This window comes from Streptococcus pseudopneumoniae, assembly GCF_001074565.1.
In the GTDB taxonomy this organism is placed as follows: domain Bacteria; phylum Bacillota; class Bacilli; order Lactobacillales; family Streptococcaceae; genus Streptococcus; species Streptococcus pseudopneumoniae_J.
Genome location: NZ_JUQX01000013.1, coordinates 45,327 through 68,317, shown reverse-complemented (window position 1 = coordinate 68,317; position 22,991 = coordinate 45,327). Strand labels below are relative to the sequence as shown.

The 22,991-nt window shown below is 41.4% G+C and carries 20 protein-coding genes and 1 pseudogene; 19 read left to right on the top strand and 2 right to left on the bottom strand.

Annotated features, from left to right (window positions below):
- The first annotated feature begins 220 nt into the window (after window positions 1-220).
- The 10 genes from rpsA to ADI74_RS01500 all read left to right on the top strand — a co-directional run bounded on the left by rpsA (window position 221) and on the right by ADI74_RS01500 (window position 10,731).
- Window positions 221-1,423, top strand: coding sequence for a 30S ribosomal protein S1 (gene rpsA / locus ADI74_RS01545; RefSeq protein WP_001001617.1), 1,203 nt, complete (start codon window positions 221-223; stop codon window positions 1,421-1,423).
- 82 nt (window positions 1,424-1,505) lie between these two features.
- Window positions 1,506-2,003, top strand: a complete 498-nt coding sequence (locus ADI74_RS01540; RefSeq protein ID WP_049536606.1) for a GAF domain-containing protein — start codon at window positions 1,506-1,508, stop codon at window positions 2,001-2,003.
- A complete protein-coding gene (gene dnaX / locus ADI74_RS01535) occupies window positions 2,003-3,661 on the top strand; it encodes a DNA polymerase III subunit gamma/tau (RefSeq protein ID WP_049536604.1) in 1,659 nt (552 codons plus the stop codon). Before ADI74_RS01540 ends, dnaX begins: the two co-directional genes overlap by 1 nt.
- A gap of 27 nt (window positions 3,662-3,688) precedes the next feature.
- Window positions 3,689-3,883 (top strand): DUF3272 family protein, encoded by a 195-nt coding sequence (locus tag ADI74_RS01530; RefSeq protein ID WP_049536602.1) that lies wholly within the window; start codon window positions 3,689-3,691, stop codon window positions 3,881-3,883.
- A gap of 151 nt (window positions 3,884-4,034) precedes the next feature.
- The gene (gene sufC / locus ADI74_RS01525; RefSeq protein ID WP_000114489.1) at window positions 4,035-4,805 is read left to right on the top strand and encodes a Fe-S cluster assembly ATPase SufC; all 771 of its coding nucleotides are present in this window, start codon (window positions 4,035-4,037) and stop codon (window positions 4,803-4,805) included.
- A gap of 27 nt (window positions 4,806-4,832) precedes the next feature.
- Window positions 4,833-6,095, top strand: coding sequence for a Fe-S cluster assembly protein SufD (sufD, locus tag ADI74_RS01520; RefSeq protein ID WP_049536600.1), 1,263 nt, complete (start codon window positions 4,833-4,835; stop codon window positions 6,093-6,095).
- A 10-nt stretch (window positions 6,096-6,105) separates the two neighbouring features.
- The gene (locus tag ADI74_RS01515; protein WP_049536598.1) at window positions 6,106-7,332 is read left to right on the top strand and encodes a cysteine desulfurase; all 1,227 of its coding nucleotides are present in this window, start codon (window positions 6,106-6,108) and stop codon (window positions 7,330-7,332) included.
- Window positions 7,319-7,759: a Fe-S cluster assembly sulfur transfer protein SufU gene (sufU, locus tag ADI74_RS01510; RefSeq protein WP_049536597.1), complete on the top strand. Its 441-nt coding sequence runs from the start codon at window positions 7,319-7,321 to the stop codon at window positions 7,757-7,759. The genes ADI74_RS01515 and sufU overlap by 14 nt, the downstream gene beginning before the upstream one ends.
- 35 nt (window positions 7,760-7,794) lie before the next feature.
- Window positions 7,795-9,207, top strand: a complete 1,413-nt coding sequence (gene sufB / locus ADI74_RS01505; RefSeq protein ID WP_049536595.1) for a Fe-S cluster assembly protein SufB — start codon at window positions 7,795-7,797, stop codon at window positions 9,205-9,207.
- Window positions 9,208-9,333: 126 nt separating this feature from the next.
- The gene (locus ADI74_RS01500; RefSeq protein WP_049536594.1) at window positions 9,334-10,731 is read left to right on the top strand and encodes an APC family permease; all 1,398 of its coding nucleotides are present in this window, start codon (window positions 9,334-9,336) and stop codon (window positions 10,729-10,731) included.
- Between the two features lie 27 nt (window positions 10,732-10,758).
- Here ADI74_RS01500 and ADI74_RS01495 read toward each other — a convergent pair whose 3' ends face one another.
- Window positions 10,759-11,607, bottom strand: coding sequence for a YitT family protein (locus ADI74_RS01495; RefSeq protein WP_049536593.1), 849 nt, complete (start codon window positions 11,605-11,607; stop codon window positions 10,759-10,761).
- Between the two features lie 143 nt (window positions 11,608-11,750).
- On the opposite strand from ADI74_RS01495, the gene ADI74_RS01490 reads away from it, so the two are divergent.
- On the top strand, window positions 11,751-12,587 hold the full coding sequence (locus ADI74_RS01490) for a DegV family protein (RefSeq protein WP_049536592.1): 837 nt from the start codon (window positions 11,751-11,753) through the stop codon (window positions 12,585-12,587).
- Window positions 12,588-12,694: 107 nt separating this feature from the next.
- Entirely contained in the window at window positions 12,695-12,970 is a 276-nt protein-coding gene (locus ADI74_RS01485) for an HU family DNA-binding protein (RefSeq protein WP_001284636.1), read from the top strand.
- Window positions 12,971-13,100: 130 nt separating this feature from the next.
- Here the strand turns inward: ADI74_RS01485 and ADI74_RS01480 are convergent, their stop codons facing one another.
- Entirely contained in the window at window positions 13,101-14,087 is a 987-nt protein-coding gene (locus tag ADI74_RS01480; protein WP_000204734.1) for an L-lactate dehydrogenase, read from the bottom strand.
- 193 nt (window positions 14,088-14,280) lie between these two features.
- Here ADI74_RS01480 and gyrA point away from each other — a divergent pair, with 193 nt between their 5' ends.
- The 7 genes and pseudogenes from gyrA to udk all read left to right on the top strand — a co-directional run bounded on the left by gyrA (window position 14,281) and on the right by udk (window position 22,928).
- Complete coding sequence (gene gyrA / locus ADI74_RS01475) at window positions 14,281-16,749, top strand: DNA gyrase subunit A (protein ID WP_049536591.1); 2,469 nt, start codon at window positions 14,281-14,283, stop codon at window positions 16,747-16,749.
- Window positions 16,749-17,495 (top strand): class A sortase, encoded by a 747-nt coding sequence (locus tag ADI74_RS01470; RefSeq protein WP_049536589.1) that lies wholly within the window; start codon window positions 16,749-16,751, stop codon window positions 17,493-17,495. Before gyrA ends, ADI74_RS01470 begins: the two co-directional genes overlap by 1 nt.
- Window positions 17,496-17,689: 194 nt before the next feature.
- A pseudogene (locus tag ADI74_RS01465) lies at window positions 17,690-18,488 on the top strand (formate/nitrite transporter family protein).
- 150 nt (window positions 18,489-18,638) lie between these two features.
- Window positions 18,639-19,919 (top strand): O-acetylhomoserine aminocarboxypropyltransferase/cysteine synthase family protein, encoded by a 1,281-nt coding sequence (locus tag ADI74_RS01460; RefSeq protein WP_049536587.1) that lies wholly within the window; start codon window positions 18,639-18,641, stop codon window positions 19,917-19,919.
- Window positions 19,920-20,013: 94 nt separating this feature from the next.
- Window positions 20,014-21,288 carry a DUF2130 domain-containing protein gene (locus ADI74_RS01455; RefSeq protein WP_049536585.1) on the top strand — a complete coding sequence of 425 codons (1,275 nt, stop codon included), beginning with the start codon at window positions 20,014-20,016 and terminating at the stop codon, window positions 21,286-21,288.
- 11 nt (window positions 21,289-21,299) lie between these two features.
- Window positions 21,300-22,178 carry a tRNA pseudouridine(55) synthase TruB gene (gene truB, locus ADI74_RS01450; protein WP_049536583.1) on the top strand — a complete coding sequence of 293 codons (879 nt, stop codon included), beginning with the start codon at window positions 21,300-21,302 and terminating at the stop codon, window positions 22,176-22,178.
- Between the two features lie 111 nt (window positions 22,179-22,289).
- The gene (gene udk / locus ADI74_RS01445; protein ID WP_001181376.1) at window positions 22,290-22,928 is read left to right on the top strand and encodes a uridine kinase; all 639 of its coding nucleotides are present in this window, start codon (window positions 22,290-22,292) and stop codon (window positions 22,926-22,928) included.
- Window positions 22,929-22,991 lie beyond the last annotated feature (63 nt).

Below are 22,991 nucleotides of genomic sequence, written 5' to 3'. Positions count from 1 at the left end.
GCGGTAAGGCAAGGGACTTTGACTCCCTCATGCGTTGGTTCGAATCCAGCTACCCCAGTTCTTAGGTAATAAATTCAAGATAAAAAGAAAATATCTTAGGGTATTTTATTTTTATAATTGAAAGACGTGAACGATATGAACATGTCTTTGCGGGTGCTTAGGAAAAAAATTATAAGTATGTCAAGTTTAGAAAAAACTTGATTGTTGGAGGATTTTTTAGATGAACGAATTTGAAGATTTGCTAAATAGCGTTAGCCAAGTTGAGCCTGGTGATGTTGTTAGTGCTGAAGTATTGACAGTTGATGCGACTCAAGCTAACGTTGCAATCTCTGGGACTGGTGTTGAAGGTGTCTTGACTCTTCGCGAATTGACAAACGATCGCGATGCAGATATCAATGACTTTGTGAAAGTAGGAGAAGTATTGGATGTTCTTGTACTTCGTCAAGTAGTTGGTAAAGATACTGATACAGTTACATACCTTGTATCTAAAAAACGCCTTGAAGCTCGCAAAGCATGGGACAAACTTGTAGGACGCGAAGAAGAAGTTGTTACTGTTAAAGGAACTCGTGCCGTTAAAGGTGGACTTTCAGTAGAATTTGAAGGTGTTCGTGGATTCATCCCAGCTTCAATGTTGGATACTCGTTTCGTACGTAACACTGAGCGTTTCGTAGGTCAAGAATTTGATGCTAAAATCAAGGAAGTTGATCCTAAAGAAAACCGTTTCATCCTTTCACGTCGTGAAGTTGTTGAAGCAGCTACTGCAGCGGCTCGTGCTGAAGTATTCGGTAAATTGGCTGTTGGTGATGTCGTAACTGGTAAAGTTGCTCGTATCACTAGCTTTGGTGCTTTCATCGACCTTGGTGGTGTTGATGGATTGGTTCACTTGACTGAATTGTCACACGAACGTAACGTATCACCTAAATCAGTTGTAACTGTTGGTGAAGAAATCGAAGTGAAGATCCTTGATCTTAATGAAGAAGAAGGACGCGTATCACTTTCACTTAAAGCAACAACACCTGGACCATGGGATGGCGTTGAGCAAAAATTGGCTAAAGGTGATGTAGTAGAAGGAACAGTTAAACGTTTGACTGACTTCGGTGCATTTGTTGAAGTGTTGCCAGGTATCGATGGACTTGTTCACGTATCACAAATTTCACACAAACGTATCGAAAATCCAAAAGAAGCTCTTACTGTTGGTCAAGAAGTTACTGTTAAAGTACTTGATGTTAACGCTGACGCAGAACGTGTATCACTTTCTATCAAAGCTCTTGAAGAACGTCCAGCTCAAGAAGAAGGACAAAAAGAAGAAAAACGTGCTGCTCGTCCACGTCGTCCAAAACGTCAAGAAAAACGTGATTTCGAACTTCCAGAAACACAAACAGGATTCTCAATGGCTGACTTGTTCGGTGATATCGAACTTTAATCAAATTGATAATCGCAAAATCCTTTGTTTAAAACAAGGGATTTTTCTTTTGTCTCTTTCTCATTTTTGATATAATAGTTCTATGTTAGATTCAGAAAAACAATCACAATATCAAATGTTAAATGAGGAACTCTCTTATTTACTAGAAGGCGAGACCAATGTTCTTGCCAATCTTTCAAATGCTAGTGCCCTTCTAAAATCTCGCTTTCCGAATACTGTATTTGCAGGGTTTTATCTGTTTGATGGTAGCGAGTTGGTTTTAGGGCCTTTTCAGGGTGGTGTTTCTTGTATTCGTATTCCGCTTGGGAAAGGCGTGTGTGGAGAAGCTGCTGAGTTTCAAGAGACTGTTTTAGTTGGCGATGTGAGCACCTATCCAAACTACATTTCTTGTGATGGTCATGCCAAGAGTGAAATCGTGGTTCCCATGCTCAAGAATGGTCGATTACTGGGTGTCTTAGACTTGGATTCTTCACTTATTGATGATTACAATGCCATTGACCGTGATTACTTGGAACAATTTGTCGCTATTTTGCTTGAGAAGACAGAATGGGACTTTACGATGTTTGAGGAGAAAGCCTAATGTATCAAGCACTTTATCGAAAATATAGAAGCCAGACTTTTTCACAACTGGTAGGTCAAGAGGTTGTGGCTAAAACCCTAAAACAAGCGGTCGAGCAGGAAAAGATTAGTCATGCCTATCTTTTCTCAGGTCCACGTGGGACTGGGAAGACCAGTGTAGCCAAGATTTTTGCCAAGGCTATGAACTGTCCCAACCAAGTGGACGGAGAACCATGTAATAACTGCTATATCTGTCAGGCTGTGACAGAAGGTAGCTTAGAAGATGTTATCGAAATGGATGCGGCTTCGAATAATGGAGTCGATGAAATCCGTGAAATTCGTGATAAATCCACCTATGCACCTAGCTTGGCACGTTACAAGGTCTATATCATAGACGAGGTTCATATGCTATCTACGGGAGCCTTTAATGCGCTTTTGAAGACCCTAGAAGAACCAACTCAAAATGTTGTCTTTATCTTAGCGACCACCGAATTGCATAAGATTCCAGCAACTATTTTATCGCGTGTTCAACGTTTTGAGTTTAAATCCATTAAAACGCAAGATATTAAAGAGCATATCCAAACAATTTTGCAAAAAGAAAATATCAGTTCTGAGCCAGATGCTGTAGAAATCATTGCCAGACGAGCTGAAGGTGGAATGCGGGATGCCTTGTCTATTCTGGATCAAGCCTTGAGTTTGACACAGGGGAATGAGCTCACGACTGCTATCTCTGAGGAGATTACAGGTACTATTAGTCTATCAGCACTTGATGATTATGTAGCTGCCTTGTCCCAGCAGGATGTTCCAAAAGCTCTTGATTCTTTGAATCTTTTGTTTGAAAATGGCAAGAGCATGACTCGTTTTGTGACGGACCTCTTGCAGTATTTGCGGGATCTATTAGTTGTTCAGACAGGTGGCGAAAATACTCATCATAGTCCAGTTTTTATGGACAATCTAGCTCTTTCTCAGGAAAGCCTCTTTGAAATGATTCGAATAGCGACTGTGAGTTTGGCGGATATGAAAGCTAGTCTACAACCTAAGATTTATGCTGAGATGATGACCATTCGTTTAGCTGAGATTAAGCCTGAACCAGTGCTTTCAGAAGCTGTCGAGAGTGAAATTTCTGCACTGAGACAGGAAGTAGTTCGTCTCAAGCAAGAACTTGCTAATGTTGGAACGGTGCCTAAACAAGTGGCGCCAGTCCCTAGCCGTCCAGCCACTTCCAAGACAGTCTATCGAGTAGACCGTAATAAGGTTCAGGCTATCCTACAAGAAGCTGTTGAAAATCCTGAATTGGCACGGCAAAACTTGATTCGCCTCCAGAATGCATGGGGAGAGGTAATCGAAAGCTTAGCTGGTCCTGATAAGGCTCTTCTTGTTGGTTCTCAACCAGTTGCAGCCAACGAACACCATGCTATTTTAGCTTTTGAATCTAATTTCAATGCTGGACAAACCATGAAACGGGATAACCTCAATACCATGTTTGGCAATATTCTTAGCCAGGCGGCTGGATTTTCACCTGAAATCCTGGCAATTTCCCTAGAGGAATGGAAAGAGGTTCGTGCAACATTTTCAGCTAGAAACAAGTCTTCTCAATCAGATCAAGAGGTAGAAGAAGAAAGCCTGATTCCAGAGGGATTTGAATTTCTGGCTGATAAAGTCATGGTCGAAGAAGACTAAAAGTGGATTTCATGGTACAATAATCCTATGACTAGACAACAATTTATCATAATAGCATTATTCACGGCTGCTGAGACTTATTTTTTCAATGAATCTTTGATGACTGGTCGCTACGTTATGGCAGCTTTTTGGGCGATTTTACTCTTTCGAAATTTTAGGTTAAGTTATGTAATGGGAAAAATAGTAGACGCCATTGATCAGCACCTAAACCGCAAGGATTAGCCCCCAGCTTCTAGACAAAATCAAAGCCTTTTGGGCTTTTTTTTGTTATACTAGTAGAGTATATTTATGGACCTTTTCTTGTGTTTTTTGAGAAATGTAAGTGATTTCTTTAAGGATAAGGGAAGTAGGCCAGAAAAAGAAAGGAACTATCATGTCAGTATTAGAGATCAAAGATCTTCACGTTGAGATTGAAGGAAAAGAAATTTTGAAGGGGGTCAATCTGACTCTGAAAACAGGAGAAATCGCAGCTATCATGGGACCAAATGGTACTGGTAAATCGACTCTTTCTGCAGCTATTATGGGGAACCCTAACTATGAGGTTACCAAAGGTGAGGTCTTGTTTGATGGCGTAAACATCCTTGAGTTGGAAGTGGATGAGCGTGCGCGTATGGGACTTTTCCTTGCTATGCAATACCCATCTGAAATCCCTGGAATTACCAACGCTGAATTTCTTCGTGCAGCTATGAATGCTGGTAAAGAAGATGATGAAAAAATTTCAGTTCGTGAGTTCATCACTAAACTAGACGAGAAAATGGAATTGCTCAACATGAAAGAAGAAATGGCAGAGCGTTACCTCAACGAAGGTTTCTCTGGTGGTGAGAAAAAACGCAATGAAATTCTTCAACTTTTGATGTTGGAACCAACTTTTGCTCTTTTGGATGAGATTGACTCAGGTCTTGATATTGATGCCCTTAAAGTCGTATCGAAAGGTGTCAATGCCATGCGTGGTGAAGGCTTTGGTGCTATGATTATCACTCACTACCAACGTCTTTTGAACTATATCACGCCAGACGTGGTACACGTGATGATGGAAGGTCGTGTGGTCCTTTCTGGTGGTCCAGAATTGGCTGCCCGTTTGGAACGTGAAGGATACGCAAAACTAGCTGAAGAACTTGGCTACGACTACAAGGAAGAATTGTAATTCCCTCGTATCTTTTAGGAGAAGTAAATGACTAAAGAAACTATTAAACTTTTTTCAGAAATGCACGCTGAACCAAGCTGGTTGGCTGACCTCCGTCAAAAAGCTTTTGATAAGATTGAGAGTTTGGAATTACCAGTTATTGAGCGTGTCAAATTTCACCGTTGGAATCTGGGAGATGGTACCATCACAGAAAGTGAACCTTCAGCAAATGTTCCTGACTTCACGGCTCTAGATAATCACTTGAAGTTGGTGCAAGTAGGAACGCAAACTGTTTTTGAACAAACTCCAGTTGAATTGGCTGAACAAGGAGTAGTCTTTACAGACTTTCACTCAGCTTTAGAAGAAATTCCAGAACTTATCGAGGAATTCTTCATGTCATCTGTTAAGTATGACGATGACAAGTTGGCAGCCTACCATACAGCTTACTTTAACAGTGGTGCTGTTCTCTACATTCCTGATAATGTTGAGATTACAGAGCCAATCGAAGGAATTTTCTACCAAGACAGTGATAGCGATGTGCCATTTAACAAGCATATTATGATTATCGCTGGTAAAAATTCTAAGATTAGTTATCTTGAACGTTTAGAGTCTCGTGGCGAAGGTAGTGCCAAGGCAACTGCTAATATCACGGTCGAAGTGATTGCTTGTTCTGGTGCACAAGTGAAATTTGCTGCGATTGACCGTTTAGGTGAAAATGTCACTGCCTATATTAGCCGTCGTGGTAAACTAGGAAACGATGCAAGCATTGACTGGGCAATCGGTGTCATGAACGAAGGAAATGTTGTTGCGGACTTTGATAGCGACTTGATTGGAAATGGTAGCCATGCTGACCTTAAAGTCGTAGCTCTTTCAAGTGGCCGTCAGGTTCAAGGGATTGATACTCGAGTGACTAACTACGGTTGCAACTCAATCGGAAATATCCTCCAACATGGGGTTATCCTTGAAAAAGCGACCTTGACTTTCAATGGTATTGGCCACATTATCAAGGGTGCTAAGGGAGCTGATGCGCAGCAAGAAAGTCGTGTTCTCATGCTTTCAGATCAGGCGCGTTCAGATGCCAACCCAATTCTTTTGATTGATGAAAATGACGTAACTGCAGGTCACGCGGCCTCTATCGGTCAGGTGGATCCAGAAGATATGTACTACCTCATGAGCCGTGGCTTGGATAAGGCAACTGCAGAACGTTTGGTTGTTCGTGGTTTCCTTGGTTCCGTTATCGTTGAGATTCCAGTCAAAGAAGTTCGTGACGAAATGATTGCAACTATTGAAGAAAAATTGTCAAAACGCTAAGGGGAAGCCTATGTTAGATGTAGAAGCGATTCGCAAGGATTTTCCGATTTTAGACCAGATTGTCAACGATGAACCGTTGGTCTATTTGGACAATGCAGCGACGACACAAAAACCACTAGCAGTTCTGGAAGCGATCAACCGCTACTATGAGCAGGACAATGCCAATGTTCATCGTGGTGTTCATACCTTGGCTGAAAGGGCGACAGCATCTTATGAAGCTGCTCGTGAAACCATTGGTCAGTTTATCAATGCTGGTTCTACAAAGGAAGTTCTCTTTACCAGAGGAACGACAACCAGCCTTAACTGGGTGGCACGCTTTGCTGGGGAAATTCTCACTAAGGGAGACCAGGTCTTGATTTCCGTCATGGAACACCATTCCAATATCATTCCTTGGCAGGAGGCCTGCCGCAAGACTGGAGCGGAGCTTGTCTATGTTTATCTCAAGGACGGAGCTCTGGATATGGATGACTTGAGGGCTAAATTGACTGACAAGGTCAAGTTTGTGTCACTAGCCCACGCTTCAAATGTTCTGGGTGTGGTCAATCCGATCAAGGAAATCACTCAAATGGCTCACCAAGTTGGAGCCATTATGGTGGTGGATGGTGCTCAATCTACGCCTCATATGAAGATTGATGTTCAGGACTTGGATGTGGACTTCTTTGCCTTTTCAGGTCACAAGATGGCTGGTCCAACTGGTATTGGTGTCCTTTATGGTAAAGAAAAATATCTCAATCAAATGTCACCAGTAGAATTTGGTGGCGAAATGATTGATTTCGTTTATGAGCAATCTGCTAGTTGGAAGGAATTGCCATGGAAATTCGAGGCTGGAACTCCTAATATGGCTGGTGCCATCGGACTTGCTGCTGCAGTGGATTATCTAGAAGCCATTGGTATGGATGCCATTGAAGCCCATGAGCAAGAATTGATTGCATACGTTTATCCAAAACTGCAGGCAATTGAAGGTTTGACCATTTACGGTTCGCAGGACTTGGCTCAACGTTCGGGTGTTATTGCCTTTAACCTAGGTGATCTCCATCCTCACGACCTTGCGACCGCTTTGGATTATGAAGGAGTAGCTGTTCGTGCTGGTCACCATTGTGCCCAACCCTTACTCCAGTATTTAGAAGTTCCAGCAACAGCTCGCGCAAGTTTTTATATCTACAATACCAAGGCAGATTGCGACAAGCTAGTCGATGCCTTACAAAAGACAAAGGAGTTTTTCAATGGCACTTTCTAAACTAGATAGCCTTTATATGGCAGTGGTAGCGGACCATTCGAAAAATCCACATCACCAAGGGAAGTTAGAAGACGCTGAGCAAATCAGTCTCAAGAATCCAACCTGTGGGGATGTTATTAATCTCTCTGTTAAGTTTGATGCAGAGGACCGTTTGGAAGATATTGCTTTTCTAAACTCTGGTTGTACCATTTCAACTGCCTCTGCTAGTATGATGACAGATGCCGTTTTAGGAAAAAGCAAACAAGAAATTTTAGAACTTGCGACTATTTTTTCTGAAATGGTACAAGGGCAAAAAGATGAGCGTCAAGACCAACTTGGAGACGCTGCCTTCTTATCAGGTGTTGCTAAATTCCCTCAGCGAATCAAGTGTGCAACCCTAGCTTGGAACGCTCTTAAGAAGACAATTGAAAATCAAGAAGATAAATAAGAAACATAGAAATATATAATGAAAGAAAGGATATTATGGCTGAAGAAAGAGTAGAACCAAAACCAATTGACCTTGGTGAATATAAATTTGGTTTCCATGACGATGTAGAGCCTGTCCTATCGACAGGAAAAGGACTCAACGAAGGGGTTATTCGTGAATTATCTGCTGCTAAGGGTGAGCCTGAGTGGATGTTGGAGTTCCGCTTGAAGTCTTATGAAACCTTCAAGAAAATGCCTATGCAAACTTGGGGAGCAGACTTGTCAGAGATTGATTTTGATGACTTGATCTACTACCAAAAACCATCTGATAAACCAGCCCGTTCTTGGGATGATGTCCCTGAAAAGATAAAAGAAACCTTTGAACGTATCGGAATTCCAGAAGCTGAGCGTGCTTATCTAGCTGGAGCTTCTGCCCAGTACGAGTCAGAAGTGGTATACCACAACATGAAGGAAGAGTTTGAGAAGTTAGGAATTATCTTTACGGATACGGATTCTGCCCTCAAGGAATACCCAGACTTGTTTAAACAATACTTTGCGAAGTTGGTTCCGCCGACAGATAACAAGTTGGCAGCCCTTAACTCAGCAGTATGGTCAGGTGGAACCTTTATCTATGTACCAAAAGGTGTCAAGGTAGACATTCCGCTTCAAACATACTTCCGTATCAATAATGAAAATACTGGTCAGTTTGAACGTACCTTAATTATTGTAGACGAGGGTGCAAGTGTCCACTACGTAGAAGGATGTACAGCGCCAACTTATTCAAGTAACAGTTTGCACGCAGCCATTGTAGAAATCTTTGCTTTGGATGGAGCTTACATGCGCTATACAACCATCCAAAACTGGTCTGATAACGTCTATAACTTGGTTACAAAACGTGCTAAAGCTTTGAAAGATGCGACTGTTGAGTGGATTGATGGGAACTTGGGTGCCAAAACAACTATGAAATATCCATCTGTTTACCTTGATGGAGAAGGTGCCCGTGGTAGCATGCTCTCGATCGCCTTTGCCAATGCAGGGCAACACCAAGACACTGGTGCTAAAATGATCCACAACGCTCCACATACAAGCTCGTCTATCGTATCTAAATCCATCGCTAAAGGCGGAGGAAAGGTGGACTACCGTGGACAAGTAACCTTTAACAAGAACTCTAAGAAATCTGTTTCTCACATTGAGTGTGACACCATTATCATGGATGACTTATCAGCATCAGATACCATTCCATTTAATGAAATTCATAACTCGCAAGTTGCTTTGGAACACGAAGCCAAAGTATCTAAGATTTCAGAAGAACAACTCTATTACCTCATGAGCCGTGGATTGTCAGAATCTGAGGCAACTGAGATGATTGTCATGGGATTTGTAGAACCCTTCACAAAAGAACTTCCAATGGAATACGCAGTTGAGCTCAACCGCTTGATTAGCTATGAAATGGAAGGATCAGTTGGGTAAGAATATGCAGAATCTGAACAGGAAGTCTTCCTGTTCAGAATTTTTTTCAAAAAAAGACCTAATAAATATTCACAAAAATACTTTTATGTGGTAAAATAAAACAATTACATTTAGTGGAGATGAAGTATGAATATTTTTAGAACCAAGGATGTTAGTCTGGGACGAACGAAAATGCGTCGCCATTTGAAATTATGGGATTTGATTCTATTAGGAATCGGTGCCATGGTAGGGACGGGGATTTTCACCATTACAGGAACAGCAGCGGCTACACTAGCTGGTCCATCACTAGTGGTTTCCATTGTGATTTCTGCCCTGTGCGTTTCTTTATCAGCCCTCTTTTTTGCGGAATTCGCCTCTCGTGTGCCTGCAACAGGAGGTGCTTATAGTTATCTCTATGCGATCTTAGGAGAATTACCAGCCTGGATTGCTGGCTGGTTGACCATCATGGAATTCATGACAGCTGTTTCAGGTGTGGCGTCTGGCTGGGCAGCTTACTTCAAGGGCTTACTCAGTAATTATGGTATCTCCATGCCTCAAGCCTTAAATGGCACCTTTAATCCCGAACAAGGCACCTATATTGATCTTTTACCTATTTTGGTGCTTGCTCTGGTAACGGGAGTAGTCTTATTGAATTCAAAGGCAGCCTTGCGCTTTAATTCGCTTCTAGTAGTCTTGAAATTCTCTGCTCTAGCTTTGTTTATCCTAGTTGGGATTTGGCATATCAAACCTGAAAATTGGTCAAATTTTGCCCCCTTTGGCTTTGGTCAGCTTTATGGCGGAAGTACTGGGATTATGGCAGGAGCCTCTTTGATGTTCTTTGGTTTTCTCGGTTTTGAGTCGATTTCCATGGCAGTTGATGAAATCCAAAGTCCGCAAAAGAATGTTCCTAGAGGAATTGTCCTTTCTCTGTCAATCGTTACTATTCTCTATGCCTTGGTAACCTTAGTATTAACTGGGGTTGTTCACTATAGCCAACTTAATGTGGACGATGCAGTAGCCTTCTCTTTGCGTAGTATCGGGATTGGCTGGGCAGCCAACTATGTTTCGCTTGTAGCCATTTTAACCTTGATTACTGTGTGTATTTCCATGACCTACGCTCTTTCTCGAATGATTTACAGCTTAGCTCGTGATGGACTTTTGCCTCAAAGCTTCAAACAACTAAGCAAAAGCAGTCGAGTTCCAAAGAATGCAACCATCTTAACAGGTTTTGCTTCAGCCATTGCTGCGGGCATTTTCCCCTTGGCAAGCATTGCAGCCTTTCTAAATATCTGTACACTAGCCTATCTCATCTTACTTGCCTATGGCATTATCAAGCTCAGAAAAGATAAGGGGATGCCAAAAGAAGGAGAGTTCAAAACTCCTTTAGTGCCGCTTTTGCCAATCCTTTCCATTCTTATCTGTCTTTCCTTTATGCTTCAGTACACCAAGGAAACATGGATTGCCTTTGGACTTGCTTTGTTGGTTGGACTAGTGATTTACTTTACTTATGGCTATCGTCATTCTACACTTTCTGAACAAAAATAAAAGCTGGGATTTCCCAGCTTTTTTGTTTTATTCTTTTATGTAGGTAAATCCTTCCCCAAGGATTTCATGAGCCTCAGTGATGGTGATAAAGGCTTGAGGGTCGATTTTGTGAATCATATCCTTCATTTTAACGATTTCATTTCGACCGACGATACAATAAATGATTTTCAAATCTTTCTTACTGTAATAGCCTTGACCAGAGATATAGGTCACGCCACGTCCTAGTTCTTCATTGATTTTATCAGCCAATTGCTCAGGATACTGAGTGATAATCATAAATCCTTTACCAGCATAGCCTCCTTCACCGATCAAGTCGATAACACGAGCGATGATAAAGTCAAACAAGAGAGTATAGGTAACGAGACGAAGATCTTGGAAGATAATTAAAATCAACATTAGGATAAAAAAGTCAATCCCAAAGAGCAATTTACCAATTGAGATATTGGTGTATTTATTGAGAATACGGGCAACAATATCTGAACCACCAGTCGTCCCACCAGCATTAAAAATAACTCCTAAACCGACTCCCAGTAAAACACCAGAAACTAGCGAAACGATAATGAGATCCCCTTGCAAGTCGATGTGCAAAGGAATACGCTCAAAAATTGCTAGCCAAATAGAGAGAGAAATAGAACCCAGAAGGCTGGAGTAGAGGGTCTTAGGTCCAAATATTTTCCAAGCTAGGATAAATAAAGGGATATTAATCAAGAGATTCATCAATGAGACAGGGATTTTAAAAAGATAGTAGGTAATCAAGGTGATACCTGTCGCCCCTCCCTCAAATAGATGATAAGGAACAACAAAGTAGGTGAGACCAAAGGCATAGATAGCTGCTCCAAATATAATTGTAATAATCGGTTGAACTTTTCGAATCATAGCTGTTCCTCGCTTTTCTATAGATAGATTATACCAAAAATTCAGTTTTTTTAATTGGATTACTTATGATTTTTTATCATTTTTTTGATATAATAAGAGTGAAAAATCCCAATCCTATTGAGAAGAATAGAAAGATTGAACTTATGACACAAGTAAAAATTGTAACGGACTCTTCTGTTACTATCGAACCAGAAGTAGTTAAAGAATTAAATATCACTATTGTCCCCTTATCAGTTATGATTGATGGCGTACTCTACTCAGATGCTGATCTAAAAGAGGGGGAATTCCTTCATCTCATGCAACAAAGCAAGAATCTCCCTAAAACGAGTCAACCTCCAGTGGGAGTTTTTGCTGAGGTTTTTGAAGAACTAGGTAAAGACGGTAGTCAGATTCTCGCGATTCACATGTCCCATGCCTTGTCAGGAACTGTTGAAGCTGCTCGTCAAGGAGCGAGTCTCTCAACTGCTGATGTGACGGTTATTGATAGTTCTTTTACAGACCAAGCTATGAAGTTTCAAGTAGTTGAAGCAGCTAAACTTGCCCAAGAAGGGAAAGATTTAGAAACCATCCTAGCTCATGTAGAAGACGTTAAGAATCATACGGAACTCTATATCGGTGTTTCAACATTAGAAAATCTAGTTAAGGGCGGACGTATCGGACGAGTGACAGGATTATTAAGCTCTCTTTTGAACATCCGAGTTGTGATGCAGATGAAGAATCATGAACTCCAGCCTATCGTTAAGGGACGAGGTGCTAAGACATTCAAAAAATGGCTTGATGAATTGACTGAGACGCTCTCGCATCAATCAGTGGCTGAGATTGGAATTTCATATGCAGGTACAAATGAATGGGCAAATGAGATGAAGAACTTGTTGCAAACTTATGTAGAAAAACCAATCTCTGTATTGGAAACAGGGTCTATTATTCAAACACATACGGGAGAAAATGCCTGGGCTATTCTAATTCGTTACAATTCCTAAAAAAATAGAGAAAAATCGTTAGAAATAGTGTTTTTGACTTGACCTATAGCCAATTTTAGGATATGATTATATTTGTTAATTAGAAATTATTTGGAGGATTTATTAACATGGCAAACAAACAAGATTTGATCGCTAAAGTAGCAGAAGCTACAGAATTGACTAAGAAAGATTCAGCAGCAGCAGTTGATGCTGTATTCGCAGCAGTAACTGAATATCTTGCAGCTGGTGAAAAAGTTCAATTGATCGGTTTTGGTAACTTTGAAGTTCGTGAGCGTGCTGCACGTAAAGGTCGTAACCCACAAACTGGTAAAGAAATCAAAATCGCAGCTTCTAAAGTTCCAGCATTTAAAGCTGGTAAAGCTCTTAAAGACGCTGTTAAATAATGACACTTTAAAAAGCCTATTGTATCAAGCTTTCTAGCTTGGTCAATAGGCTTTTTTCTTGTTAGGAATCGATGATTTTAGTATGTATTATAAAAGAAAAAGGTTCCCATGGATGAGAACCTTCTTTTCATTAGTTTTTAGAAGCTGCTTGGAATTCAGGGTTTTTCCATGCTTCATTAATAATTGCTTGCAATTCTTTTGCAGATGCTTGCATTTTTTGTGTTTCAGCGTCGTTCAATGGGATGTTTACTGGACGAACGATACCGTGTGCACCAACGATAGCTGGTTGACCGATAAAGACGTTCTCAACACCGTATTGTCCTTCTTGGAATACTGAAAGTGGAAGTACTGCATTTTCATCGTCAAGGATAGCACGAGTGATACGAGCAAGGGCAACTGCGATACCGTAGTATGTAGCGCCTTTCTTGTTGATGATTGAGTAGGCAGCATCACGAACTGAGATGAAAAGTTCAACAAGGTCAGCTTCATTCAAGTCACGGTTAGCTTGCAACCAGTGTTCCAATTTAACACCGGCAACGTTAGCGTGAGACCAAACAGCGAATTCTGAGTCACCGTGTTCACCCATGATGTAGGCATGGACTGAACGAGCGTCAACACCGATTGTTTCAGCAAGTGCTTGACGGAAACGAGCTGAGTCAAGAGAAGTACCAGAACCGATAACGCGTTCTTTAGGGAATCCAGAGAATTTCCAAGTTGAGTAAGTCAAAACGTCAACTGGGTTAGCTGCTACAAGGAAGATACCATCGAAACCAGAAGCAACAACTTGCTCAACGATTGATTTGTTGATTGCAAGGTTTTTACCTACAAGGTCAAGACGAGTTTCACCTGGTTTTTGAGGAGCACCAGCAGTGATAACTACAAGGTCAGCATCAGCACAGTCTTCGTATTTTGCAGCGTAGATTTTTTTAGGTGAAGTGAAGGCAAGGGCATGGCTAAGGTCTTCTGCGTCACCAACCGCTTTTTCAAACAATTGAGGAATTTCAATGATTCCAAGCTCTTGTGCAATTCCTTGGGTAACAAGCGCGAAAGCATAAGATGAACCTACGGCACCGTCACCGACAAGGATCACTTTTTTGTGTTGTTTAGTAGAAGTCATTTTCTAAACATCTCCTTCAATTTTTTTAGGGAATTCCCCAGATATTTTCATTCTATCACTTTTAAAAAGCTTTGTCACGGAAATGCCTTCTTGTTCTTGATGTAAACGTTTTAGTGATTTCCAAAGACTGAAATGATCTACACTTTATGGTATAATATATCTAGTTACTAATTGTGAAATGAGGCATTTATTAATGCAGGATAAAAACTTAGTGAATGTTAATCTGACAAAGGAGATGAAGACCAGCTTTATCGACTACGCCATGAGTGTTATCGTAGCGCGTGCTCTTCCTGATGTTCGAGATGGCTTAAAACCAGTTCACCGTCGTATTCTTTATGGAATGAATGAACTAGGTGTTACTCCAGACAAACCCCATAAAAAATCAGCCCGTATTACAGGGGATGTCATGGGTAAATACCACCCCCACGGAGACTCCTCTATTTATGAAGCTATGGTTCGTATGGCCCAGTGGTGGAGCTATCGTTACATGCTCGTTGATGGGCATGGAAACTTTGGTTCTATGGACGGGGACGGTGCTGCCGCCCAGCGTTATACTGAGGCACGTATGAGCAAGATTGCTCTGGAAATGCTTCGCGATATCAATAAAAACACGGTTGATTTCGTAGACAACTACGACGCCAATGAGCGTGAACCCTTGGTCTTGCCAGCTCGTTTTCCAAACCTTTTGGTCAATGGGGCAACTGGGATTGCTGTAGGGATGGCTACCAACATTCCTCCTCACAACCTAGGTGAAACCATTGATGCAGTGAAGTTGGTTATGGATAATCCTGAAGTGACGACTAAGGACTTGATGGAAGTCTTGCCTGGTCCAGATTTTCCGACTGGCGCTCTTGTTATGGGGAAATCAGGGATTCATAAGGCTTATGAGACTGGTAAAGGTTCCATTGTCCTTCGTTCTCGTACAGAGATTGAAACCACTAAGACGGGGCGTGAGCGCATCGTTGTAACAGAATTCCCTTATATGGTTAATAAAACCAAGGTACATGAGCATATTGTTCGCTTGGTTCAGGAAAAACGAATTGAGGGCATTACAGCAGTCCGTGATGAATCCAACCGCGAAGGGGTTCGTTTTGTGATCGAAGTGAAACGCGATGCCTCTGCAAATGTTATCCTCAACAATCTCTTCAAAATGACCCAGATGCAAACCAACTTTGGTTTCAATATGCTGGCGATTCAAAATGGCGTACCAAAAATCTTGTCCCTTCGTCAAATTTTGGATGCTTATATCGAGCACCAAAAAGAAGTGGTTGTTCGCCGTACTCGTTTTGACAAGGAAAAAGCAGAAGCGCGTGCGCACATCTTAGAAGGTCTTTTAATCGCGCTAGATCATATCGACGAAGTGATTCGTATTATCCGTGCAAGTGAAACAGATGCCGAGGCACAAGCTGAGTTGATGAGCAAGTTTAAGCTTTCAGAGCGTCAAAGTCAGGCAATCCTTGATATGCGTCTCCGTCGTTTGACAGGATTGGAACGTGATAAGATTCAGTCTGAATATGATGAATTGATTGCCTTAATTGCTGATTTGGCAGATATTCTTGCCAAACCAGAACGTGTGGCGCAAATCATCAAAGACGAGTTGGATGAAGTCAAACGCAAGTTTGGTGACAAACGTCGTACCGAATTGATGGTCGGAGAAGTCTTGACACTTGAGGACGAAGACTTGATTGAGGAGACGGATGTCTTGATTACCCTTTCGAACAAGGGCTACATCAAACGCCTGGACCAAGGTGAGTTCACGGCCCAAAAACGTGGTGGCCGTGGGGTACAAGGTACTGGGGTTAAGGATGATGACTTTGTGCGTGAGTTGGTTTCAACTAGCACCCATGATCATCTGCTCTTCTTTACTAATAAAGGACGTGTCTATCGCCTTAAAGGTTATGAAATCCCAGAATATGGTCGTACAGCCAAGGGCTTGCCAGTTGTCAATCTTTTGAAGTTGGACGAAGGCGAAAGCATTCAGACCATCATCAATGTTGATTCTGAACGTAGTGATGATGCTTATCTCTTCTTCACAACTCGTCACGGTGTTGTGAAGAGAACCAGTGTCAAAGAATTTGCAAATATTCGTCAAAATGGACTTAAGGCCTTGAATCTCAAGGATGAGGATGAGTTGATCAATGTCTTGCTGACAGAAGAAGATACGGATATTATCATTGGTACCAAGTATGGTTATGCTGTTCGCTTTAATCAATCAGCTGTTCGTGGCATGAGTCGTATCGCGACAGGTGTTCGAGGAGTCAATCTTCGTGATGGAGACACAGTAGTTGGTGCTAGCGTGATTACAAATCAAGACGAAGTTCTTATCATCACTGAAAAAGGATATGGTAAACGTACACTTGCTACGGAATATCCTACCAAAGGCCGTGGTGGTAAAGGGATGAAGACAGCCAATGTTGCTGAGAAGAATGGTCCTCTGGCAGGTCTCCTCACTGTTAAGGGGGATGAAGACCTGATGATTATCACAGATACAGGTGTCATGATCCGTACAAATGTTGCCAATATTTCACAAACTGGACGCTCAACTATGGGAGTTAAGGTGATGCGTCTAGATCAGGATGCTAAGATTGTGACCTTTACAACGGTTGCTGCGGCAGAAAAAGAAGAAGTTGGGACTGAAATTGAAACAGAAGGTGAAGCATAATGTCTCATAAAAAAACGAAAAATAAGAAGAATAAGCGTAGAAATCTATTTATCAATATTTTAGCAGGTTTCTTAATTCTTTTATCGCTAGCTTTAATTTTTAATTCAAAGATTCGAGATCTCTTTTTAGTTTGGAATACCAATAAATACCAAGTCAATCAAGTCACTAAGGAAAATATAGATGAAAATCTAAAAACCGAAGGGAATTTTGATTTTGACTCTGTTAAGTCTATTTCATCTGAAGCTGTATTGGCTTCACAATGGGATGCTCAGAAACTTCCCGTTATTGGAGGTATTGCTATTCCTGAAGTAGAAATCAACCTGCCTATTTTTAAAGGATTGGATAATGTAAACTTGTTCTACGGAGCAGGGACCATGAAACGCGATCAAAAAATGGGAGAAGGCAACTATTCTCTAGCCAGTCACCATGTCTTTACTGCTGAAAATGCGAGCCAGATGCTCTTCTCGCCATTGGTCAATGCCAAAGCAGGTATGAAGATTTATCTGACGGATAAGGACAAGGTTTATACCTACGAGATTACGGAAGTTAAACGTGTCACACCAGACCGAGTGGATGAAGTCGAAGACCGTGATGGAGTGAAAGAAATCACCTTGGTAACCTGTGTAGACTACGATGAAACCGAACGAATTATTGTGAAAGGTATTTTTAAAGAATCAAAAGCTTATTCGGATACATCTGAAGATATTTTGAAAGCCTTCAATAAACCATATAAACAACGTTATTAACAAATACAAGAACCAGTGAAGAAGAAAGTCACTGGTTCTTTATTATTGTCCGGAAGGTGTTGGAAGAAGTAAGCTCGAATTTTACTAAAGGATGTTCAAACTTGCATCACAAATCTTTGAAAAACAAAAATAAAATTGTTTAACAAGTGAAAATTATGTTATAATACTAATATCTAAAATACTAGGAGTTTTTTATGAGTTCTTCAGAATTTATTTCGAAGATAGATTATTATTGCCACAAGAAAGAAAGTCTTTTCAACCAAAGTAAGTTCAAGTATGCGATTCGTTCTATGTTTGCAGGTGCTTTTTTTAACTTTTAGTACGGCTGCAGGTGCAGTTGGGGCTGACTTGATTAATAAGATCGCTCCAGGTAGTGGACGTTTCCTCTTCCCATTCGTTTTTGCTTGGGGATTGGCCTACATTGTTTTCTTGAATGCTGAGCTGGTAACTTCAAATATGATGTTTTTAACAGCTGGTAGTTTCTTGAAGAAAATCTCTTGGAGAAAAACAGCTGAGATTTTACTTTACTGTACCTTGTTCAACCTCATCGGAGCTTTGATAGCAGGTTGGGGCTTTGCCCACTCAGCAGCCTATGCAAATCTAACACATGATAGCTTCATTTCAGGGGTTGTAGAGATGAAGTTAGGCCGTTCAAATGAATTAGTCTTACTTGAAGGTATTTTAGCCAATATCTTTGTAAACATTGCCATTCTTTCATTTGTTTTGGTGAAAGATGGTGGAGCCAAACTTTGGCTTGTTTTGTCAGCAATTTACATGTTTGTATTCTTAACAAACGAACACATTGCTGCGAACTTTGCTTCTTTTGCGATTGTTAAGTTCAGTGTTGCAGCAGATTCAATTGCTAACTTTGACATACCTAATATTCTTCGTCACTGGGGTGTAACCTTTGTCGGAAACTTTATCGGAGGAGGTCTCTTGATGGGCTTACCATACGCCTTCCTCAATAAAAATGAAGATACTTATGTCGATTAAAGAAATGAGCACGAGTTAAACGTGCTTTTTTGTTTGATGTGTAGGACTAGTCATAGTTGTTCCTTATATCAAAATATAGAAAAACGGTATTGGAAAAGACTAGCTCAAGATGATACAATATCCCTAATGAAGCTATTTGGAGGTCGTCTTATGACTCGTGATTTTAAATTTGAAACTCTACAATTACATGCTGGGCAAGTAGTTGATCCAGCAACTAAGTCTCGTGCAGTACCTATTTATCAAACAACATCCTTCGTTTTTGATGACACGCAGGAAGGTGCTGATTTGTTTGCCTTGAGAAAACCAGGCAATATCTATACTCGTATCACAAATCCTACAACAGCAGCATTTGAAGAAAGAATCGCTGCTCTTGAAGGTGGTGTTGGAGCACTAGCAACAGCATCAGGAATGGCTGCTGTAACCTACACTATTTTGGCGCTTGCTCACGCAGGTGACCATGTGGTAGCGGCGTCAACTATTTACGGCGGGACCTTTAACCTCTTGAAGGAAACCCTTCCTCGTTATGGGATCACAACTACCTTTGTGGATGTGGATAATTTGGAGGAAGTTGAAGCAGCTATCGGTGACAATACCAAACTTGTCTTGATTGAAACCTTGGGGAATCCCTTGATTAACATTCCTGACTTGGAAAAATTGGCTGAGATTGCGCATAAACACCAGATTCCTCTCGTTTCTGACAATACTTTTGCCACACCATATTTGATTAACGTTTTCTCTCACGGTGTAGATATTTCCATTCACTCAGCAACTAAGTTTATCGGTGGACATGGTACGACTATTGGCGGTGTCATCGTGGACAGTGGTCGTTTTGATTGGGAAGCATCAGGGAAATTCCCTCAATTTGTTGAGGAAGATCCTAGCTACCATAATTTGAGCTATACTCGGGATGTTGGTGCAGCAGCCTTTATTATCGCTGTTCGTGTTCAATTGCTTCGTGATACAGGCGCAGCCTTGTCGCCATTTAATGCCTTTCTCTTGCTCCAAGGACTTGAAACTCTTTCACTTCGTGTGGAACGTCATGTGCAAAATGCAGAGAAAATTGTTGATTTCCTTGTCAACCATCCTAAGGTTGAAAAAGTTAACTATCCAAAGCTTGCTGACAGTCCATATCATGCCTTGGCTGAGAAATATTTGCCAAAAGGCGTGGGTTCAATCTTTACCTTCCATGTTAAAGGTGGAGAGGCAGAAGCTCGCAAGGTCATTGATAATTTGGAAATCTTCTCTGACCTTGCAAACGTAGCAGATGCCAAATCGCTTGTTGTCCATCCAGCGACAACCACTCACGGTCAGTTGTCAGAAAAAGATCTAGAAGCAGCAGGTGTCACACCAAACCAAATCCGCTTGTCTATCGGTCTTGAAAATGTAGAGGATTTGATTGAAGATTTGCGTTTGGCCTTGGAAAAAATTTAAAGTAACAGATATAAACAGTGGGTTTCGACTCGCTGTTTTTGATTTTCCCTCAGGCATGATATAATGGTTACAGAAGTCTAGAAAGAGGAAAGATATGAACGAAATCAAATGTCCCAACTGTGGGGAAGTTTTTACGGTAAATGAGAGTCAGTATGCTGAACTTTTGTCCCAAGTGAGAACGACAGAGTTTGATAAGGAACTACACAATCGCATGAAGCAGGAGCTTGCTCTAGCTGAGCAAAAGGCTATGAATGAGCAACAGTCTATACTAGCTCAAAAAGACCAAGAAATTGCGCAATTACAGAGTCAAATCCAAAACTTTGATACAGAAAAAGAATTGGCTAAGAAAGAGGTTGAACAGACAAGTCATGAGGCCTTATTGGCAAAGGATAAGGAAGTACAGACCTTGGAAAACCAATTGGCTACCTTGCGTTTAGAACATGAAAATCAACTGCAAAAGACCCTTTCTGACTTAGAAAAAGAACGGGATCAAATTAAAAATCAGCTCCTATTGCAAGAAAAGGAAAATGAGTTATCTTTGGCTTCTGTTAAGCAAAATTACGAAGCCCAGCTCAAGGCTGCTAGTGAACAAGTCGAATTTTACAAGAATTTCAAAGCTCAACAATCCACAAAAGCTATCGGGGAAAGTCTGGAACAGTATGCGGAAAGTGAGTTTAACAAGGTCCGTAGTTTTGCCTTTCCAAATGCCTACTTTGAGAAGGATAATAAGGTTTCTGCGCGAGGGTCTAAGGGGGACTTTATCTTCCGTGAATGTGATGAAAATGGAGTGGAAATTATTTCCATCATGTTTGAAATGAAAAATGAAGCGGACGGAACAGAGAGGAAGCACAAGAATTCGGACTTCTACAAGGAGTTGGATAAAGACCGTCGGGAAAAGAACTGCGAGTATGCGGTTTTAGTGACTATGCTTGAGGCGGATAATGACTACTTCAACACCGGTATCGTGGATGTCAGCCACGAATATGAAAAGATGTATGTGGTTCGTCCCCAGTTCTTTATCCAGTTGATTGGTCTCTTACGAAATGCGGCTCTTAATTCTTTGAAATACAAGCAAGAGTTAGCGCTTGTTCGTGAGCAGAATATCGATATCACCCATTTTGAAGAAGACTTGGATGCCTTTAAAGTAGCCTTTGCTAAGAACTATAATTCAGCTTCGACCAACTTTGGCAAAGCTATTGATGAAATCGACAAGGCCATCAAACGCATGGAAGAAGTTAAGAAATTCCTGACCACATCCGAAAACCAACTCCGCTTAGCTAACAACAAGCTTGAAGATGTTTCCGTTAAAAAATTGACTCGTAAAAATCCAACCATGAAAGCAAAGTTTGAAGCCTTGAAGGGGGAGTGAGAAAGCAACACATGAACGGTATTATCAACTTAAAAAAAGAAGCGGGCATGACTTCGCATGATGCGGTTTTTAAGCTGCGTAAGATTTTGGGAACCAAGAAAATTGGTCATGGTGGGACCTTGGATCCAGATGTGGTGGGTGTTTTGCCCATTGCGGTTGGCAAGGCGACCCGCATGGTCGAATTTATGCAGGATGAGGGCAAGGTCTACGAGGGAGAGATTACTCTGGGCTATTCAACGACGACCGAGGATGCTAGTGGAGAAGTGGTCGCAGAAACCCCTGTTTTGTCACCCTTGGATGAAAAGCTTGTCGATGAAGCGATTGCCAGTCTGACTGGGCCTATTACTCAGATTCCGCCTATGTACTCGGCTGTCAAGGTCAATGGTCGCAAGCTCTATGAGTATGCGCGTGCAGGTCAGGAAGTGGAGCGTCCAGAACGTCAGGTAACCATTTATCATTTTGAGCGGACAAGTCCCATTTCTTATGATGGGTATCTTGCTCGCTTCACTTTTCGTGTAAAATGCAGTAAAGGGACTTACATCCGTACCTTATCTGTTGACTTGGGAGGAAAGCTTGGTTATGCGGCTCATATGTCTCAGTTAACACGGACTAGTGCTGCAGGTTTACAACTTGAAGATGCTCTTACCTTGGACGAAATTGCTGCAAAAGTGGAGGCTGGCCAACTGGACTTTCTCCATCCTCTTGAAATTGGAATAGGTGACCTTGTCAAAGTTTTCCTAACTCCAGAAGAGGCTACAGAAGTGCGCTTTGGTCGTTTTATCGAGCTAGACCAAACGGACCAAGAACTGGCTGCCTTTGAAGGAAATACATTGCTAGCCATTCTAGAAAAAAGGGGCAATCTCTACAAGCCAAGAAAGTTTTTTGGCTAGTCTAACTGGAGTGTGGGGATGGATTTGTTTCCCCTAGACTATCCAAATCAGACTATAAATTTTGCAAAAAATGTGATAGAATAGACGACGGATAAAAAAACGGAGGATAGCATGCAAAATAGACCAATCATTATCGGAGTGACAGGTGGTTCTGGTGGTGGTAAGACCAGTGTTTCAAGAGCCATTTTATCGCATTTTCCTGATGAAAAGATTTCCATGATTGAGCATGATTCATACTATAAGGATCAGTCTCACTTGACCTTTGAAGAGCGTGTCAAAACTAACTATGACCATCCTTTTGCCTTTGATACAGACTTGATGATCGAGCAGATTAAGGAATTGTTGGCAGGGCGCCCTGTGGACATTCCGACTTACGATTATACTGAACATACACGAAGCAGCAAGACCTATCGTCAGGAGCCTCAGGATGTCTTTATCGTTGAGGGGATTCTGGTCTTGGAGGACAAGCGTCTGCGCGATTTGATGGATATCAAGATTTTTGTGGATACAGATGATGATGTGCGCATTATTCGTCGTATCAAGCGTGATATGGAAGAGCGTGGCCGTAGTCTAGATAGCGTTATTGACCAGTACTTGGGTGTGGTCAAACCCATGTACCACCAGTTTATCGAGCCGACCAAGCGTTATGCCGATATCGTCATTCCTGAAGGGGTCAGCAATACCGTTGCTATAGACCTTTTGACGACAAAAATTGCAAAGATTTTGGAAGAAGCACGAAACAGTAAATAATTAGATGAGGAGGCCTTGCCTCCTTTTTCTATTTTTCCTTTAGTTTCAGTAGGAAAAAGGTGA

Coding starts and splice junctions, on each gene's coding strand:
- ADI74_RS01485 (WP_001284636.1), top strand. CDS start 12,695: ATGGCAAACAAACAAGATTTGATCGCTAAAGTAGCAGAAGCTACAGAA.
- gyrA (WP_049536591.1), top strand. CDS start 14,281: ATGCAGGATAAAAACTTAGTGAATGTTAATCTGACAAAGGAGATGAAG.
- ADI74_RS01495 (WP_049536593.1), bottom strand. CDS start 11,607: ATGATTCGAAAAGTTCAACCGATTATTACAATTATATTTGGAGCAGCT.
- ADI74_RS01500 (WP_049536594.1), top strand. CDS start 9,334: ATGAATATTTTTAGAACCAAGGATGTTAGTCTGGGACGAACGAAAATG.
- ADI74_RS01480 (WP_000204734.1), bottom strand. CDS start 14,087: ATGACTTCTACTAAACAACACAAAAAAGTGATCCTTGTCGGTGACGGT.
- ADI74_RS01515 (WP_049536598.1), top strand. CDS start 6,106: ATGTTAGATGTAGAAGCGATTCGCAAGGATTTTCCGATTTTAGACCAG.
- ADI74_RS01540 (WP_049536606.1), top strand. CDS start 1,506: ATGTTAGATTCAGAAAAACAATCACAATATCAAATGTTAAATGAGGAA.
- sufU (WP_049536597.1), top strand. CDS start 7,319: ATGGCACTTTCTAAACTAGATAGCCTTTATATGGCAGTGGTAGCGGAC.
- udk (WP_001181376.1), top strand. CDS start 22,290: ATGCAAAATAGACCAATCATTATCGGAGTGACAGGTGGTTCTGGTGGT.
- ADI74_RS01455 (WP_049536585.1), top strand. CDS start 20,014: ATGAACGAAATCAAATGTCCCAACTGTGGGGAAGTTTTTACGGTAAAT.
- ADI74_RS01490 (WP_049536592.1), top strand. CDS start 11,751: ATGACACAAGTAAAAATTGTAACGGACTCTTCTGTTACTATCGAACCA.
- truB (WP_049536583.1), top strand. CDS start 21,300: ATGAACGGTATTATCAACTTAAAAAAAGAAGCGGGCATGACTTCGCAT.
- sufC (WP_000114489.1), top strand. CDS start 4,035: ATGTCAGTATTAGAGATCAAAGATCTTCACGTTGAGATTGAAGGAAAA.
- ADI74_RS01460 (WP_049536587.1), top strand. CDS start 18,639: ATGACTCGTGATTTTAAATTTGAAACTCTACAATTACATGCTGGGCAA.
- sufB (WP_049536595.1), top strand. CDS start 7,795: ATGGCTGAAGAAAGAGTAGAACCAAAACCAATTGACCTTGGTGAATAT.
- ADI74_RS01470 (WP_049536589.1), top strand. CDS start 16,749: ATGTCTCATAAAAAAACGAAAAATAAGAAGAATAAGCGTAGAAATCTA.
- dnaX (WP_049536604.1), top strand. CDS start 2,003: ATGTATCAAGCACTTTATCGAAAATATAGAAGCCAGACTTTTTCACAA.
- rpsA (WP_001001617.1), top strand. CDS start 221: ATGAACGAATTTGAAGATTTGCTAAATAGCGTTAGCCAAGTTGAGCCT.
- sufD (WP_049536600.1), top strand. CDS start 4,833: ATGACTAAAGAAACTATTAAACTTTTTTCAGAAATGCACGCTGAACCA.
- ADI74_RS01530 (WP_049536602.1), top strand. CDS start 3,689: ATGACTAGACAACAATTTATCATAATAGCATTATTCACGGCTGCTGAG.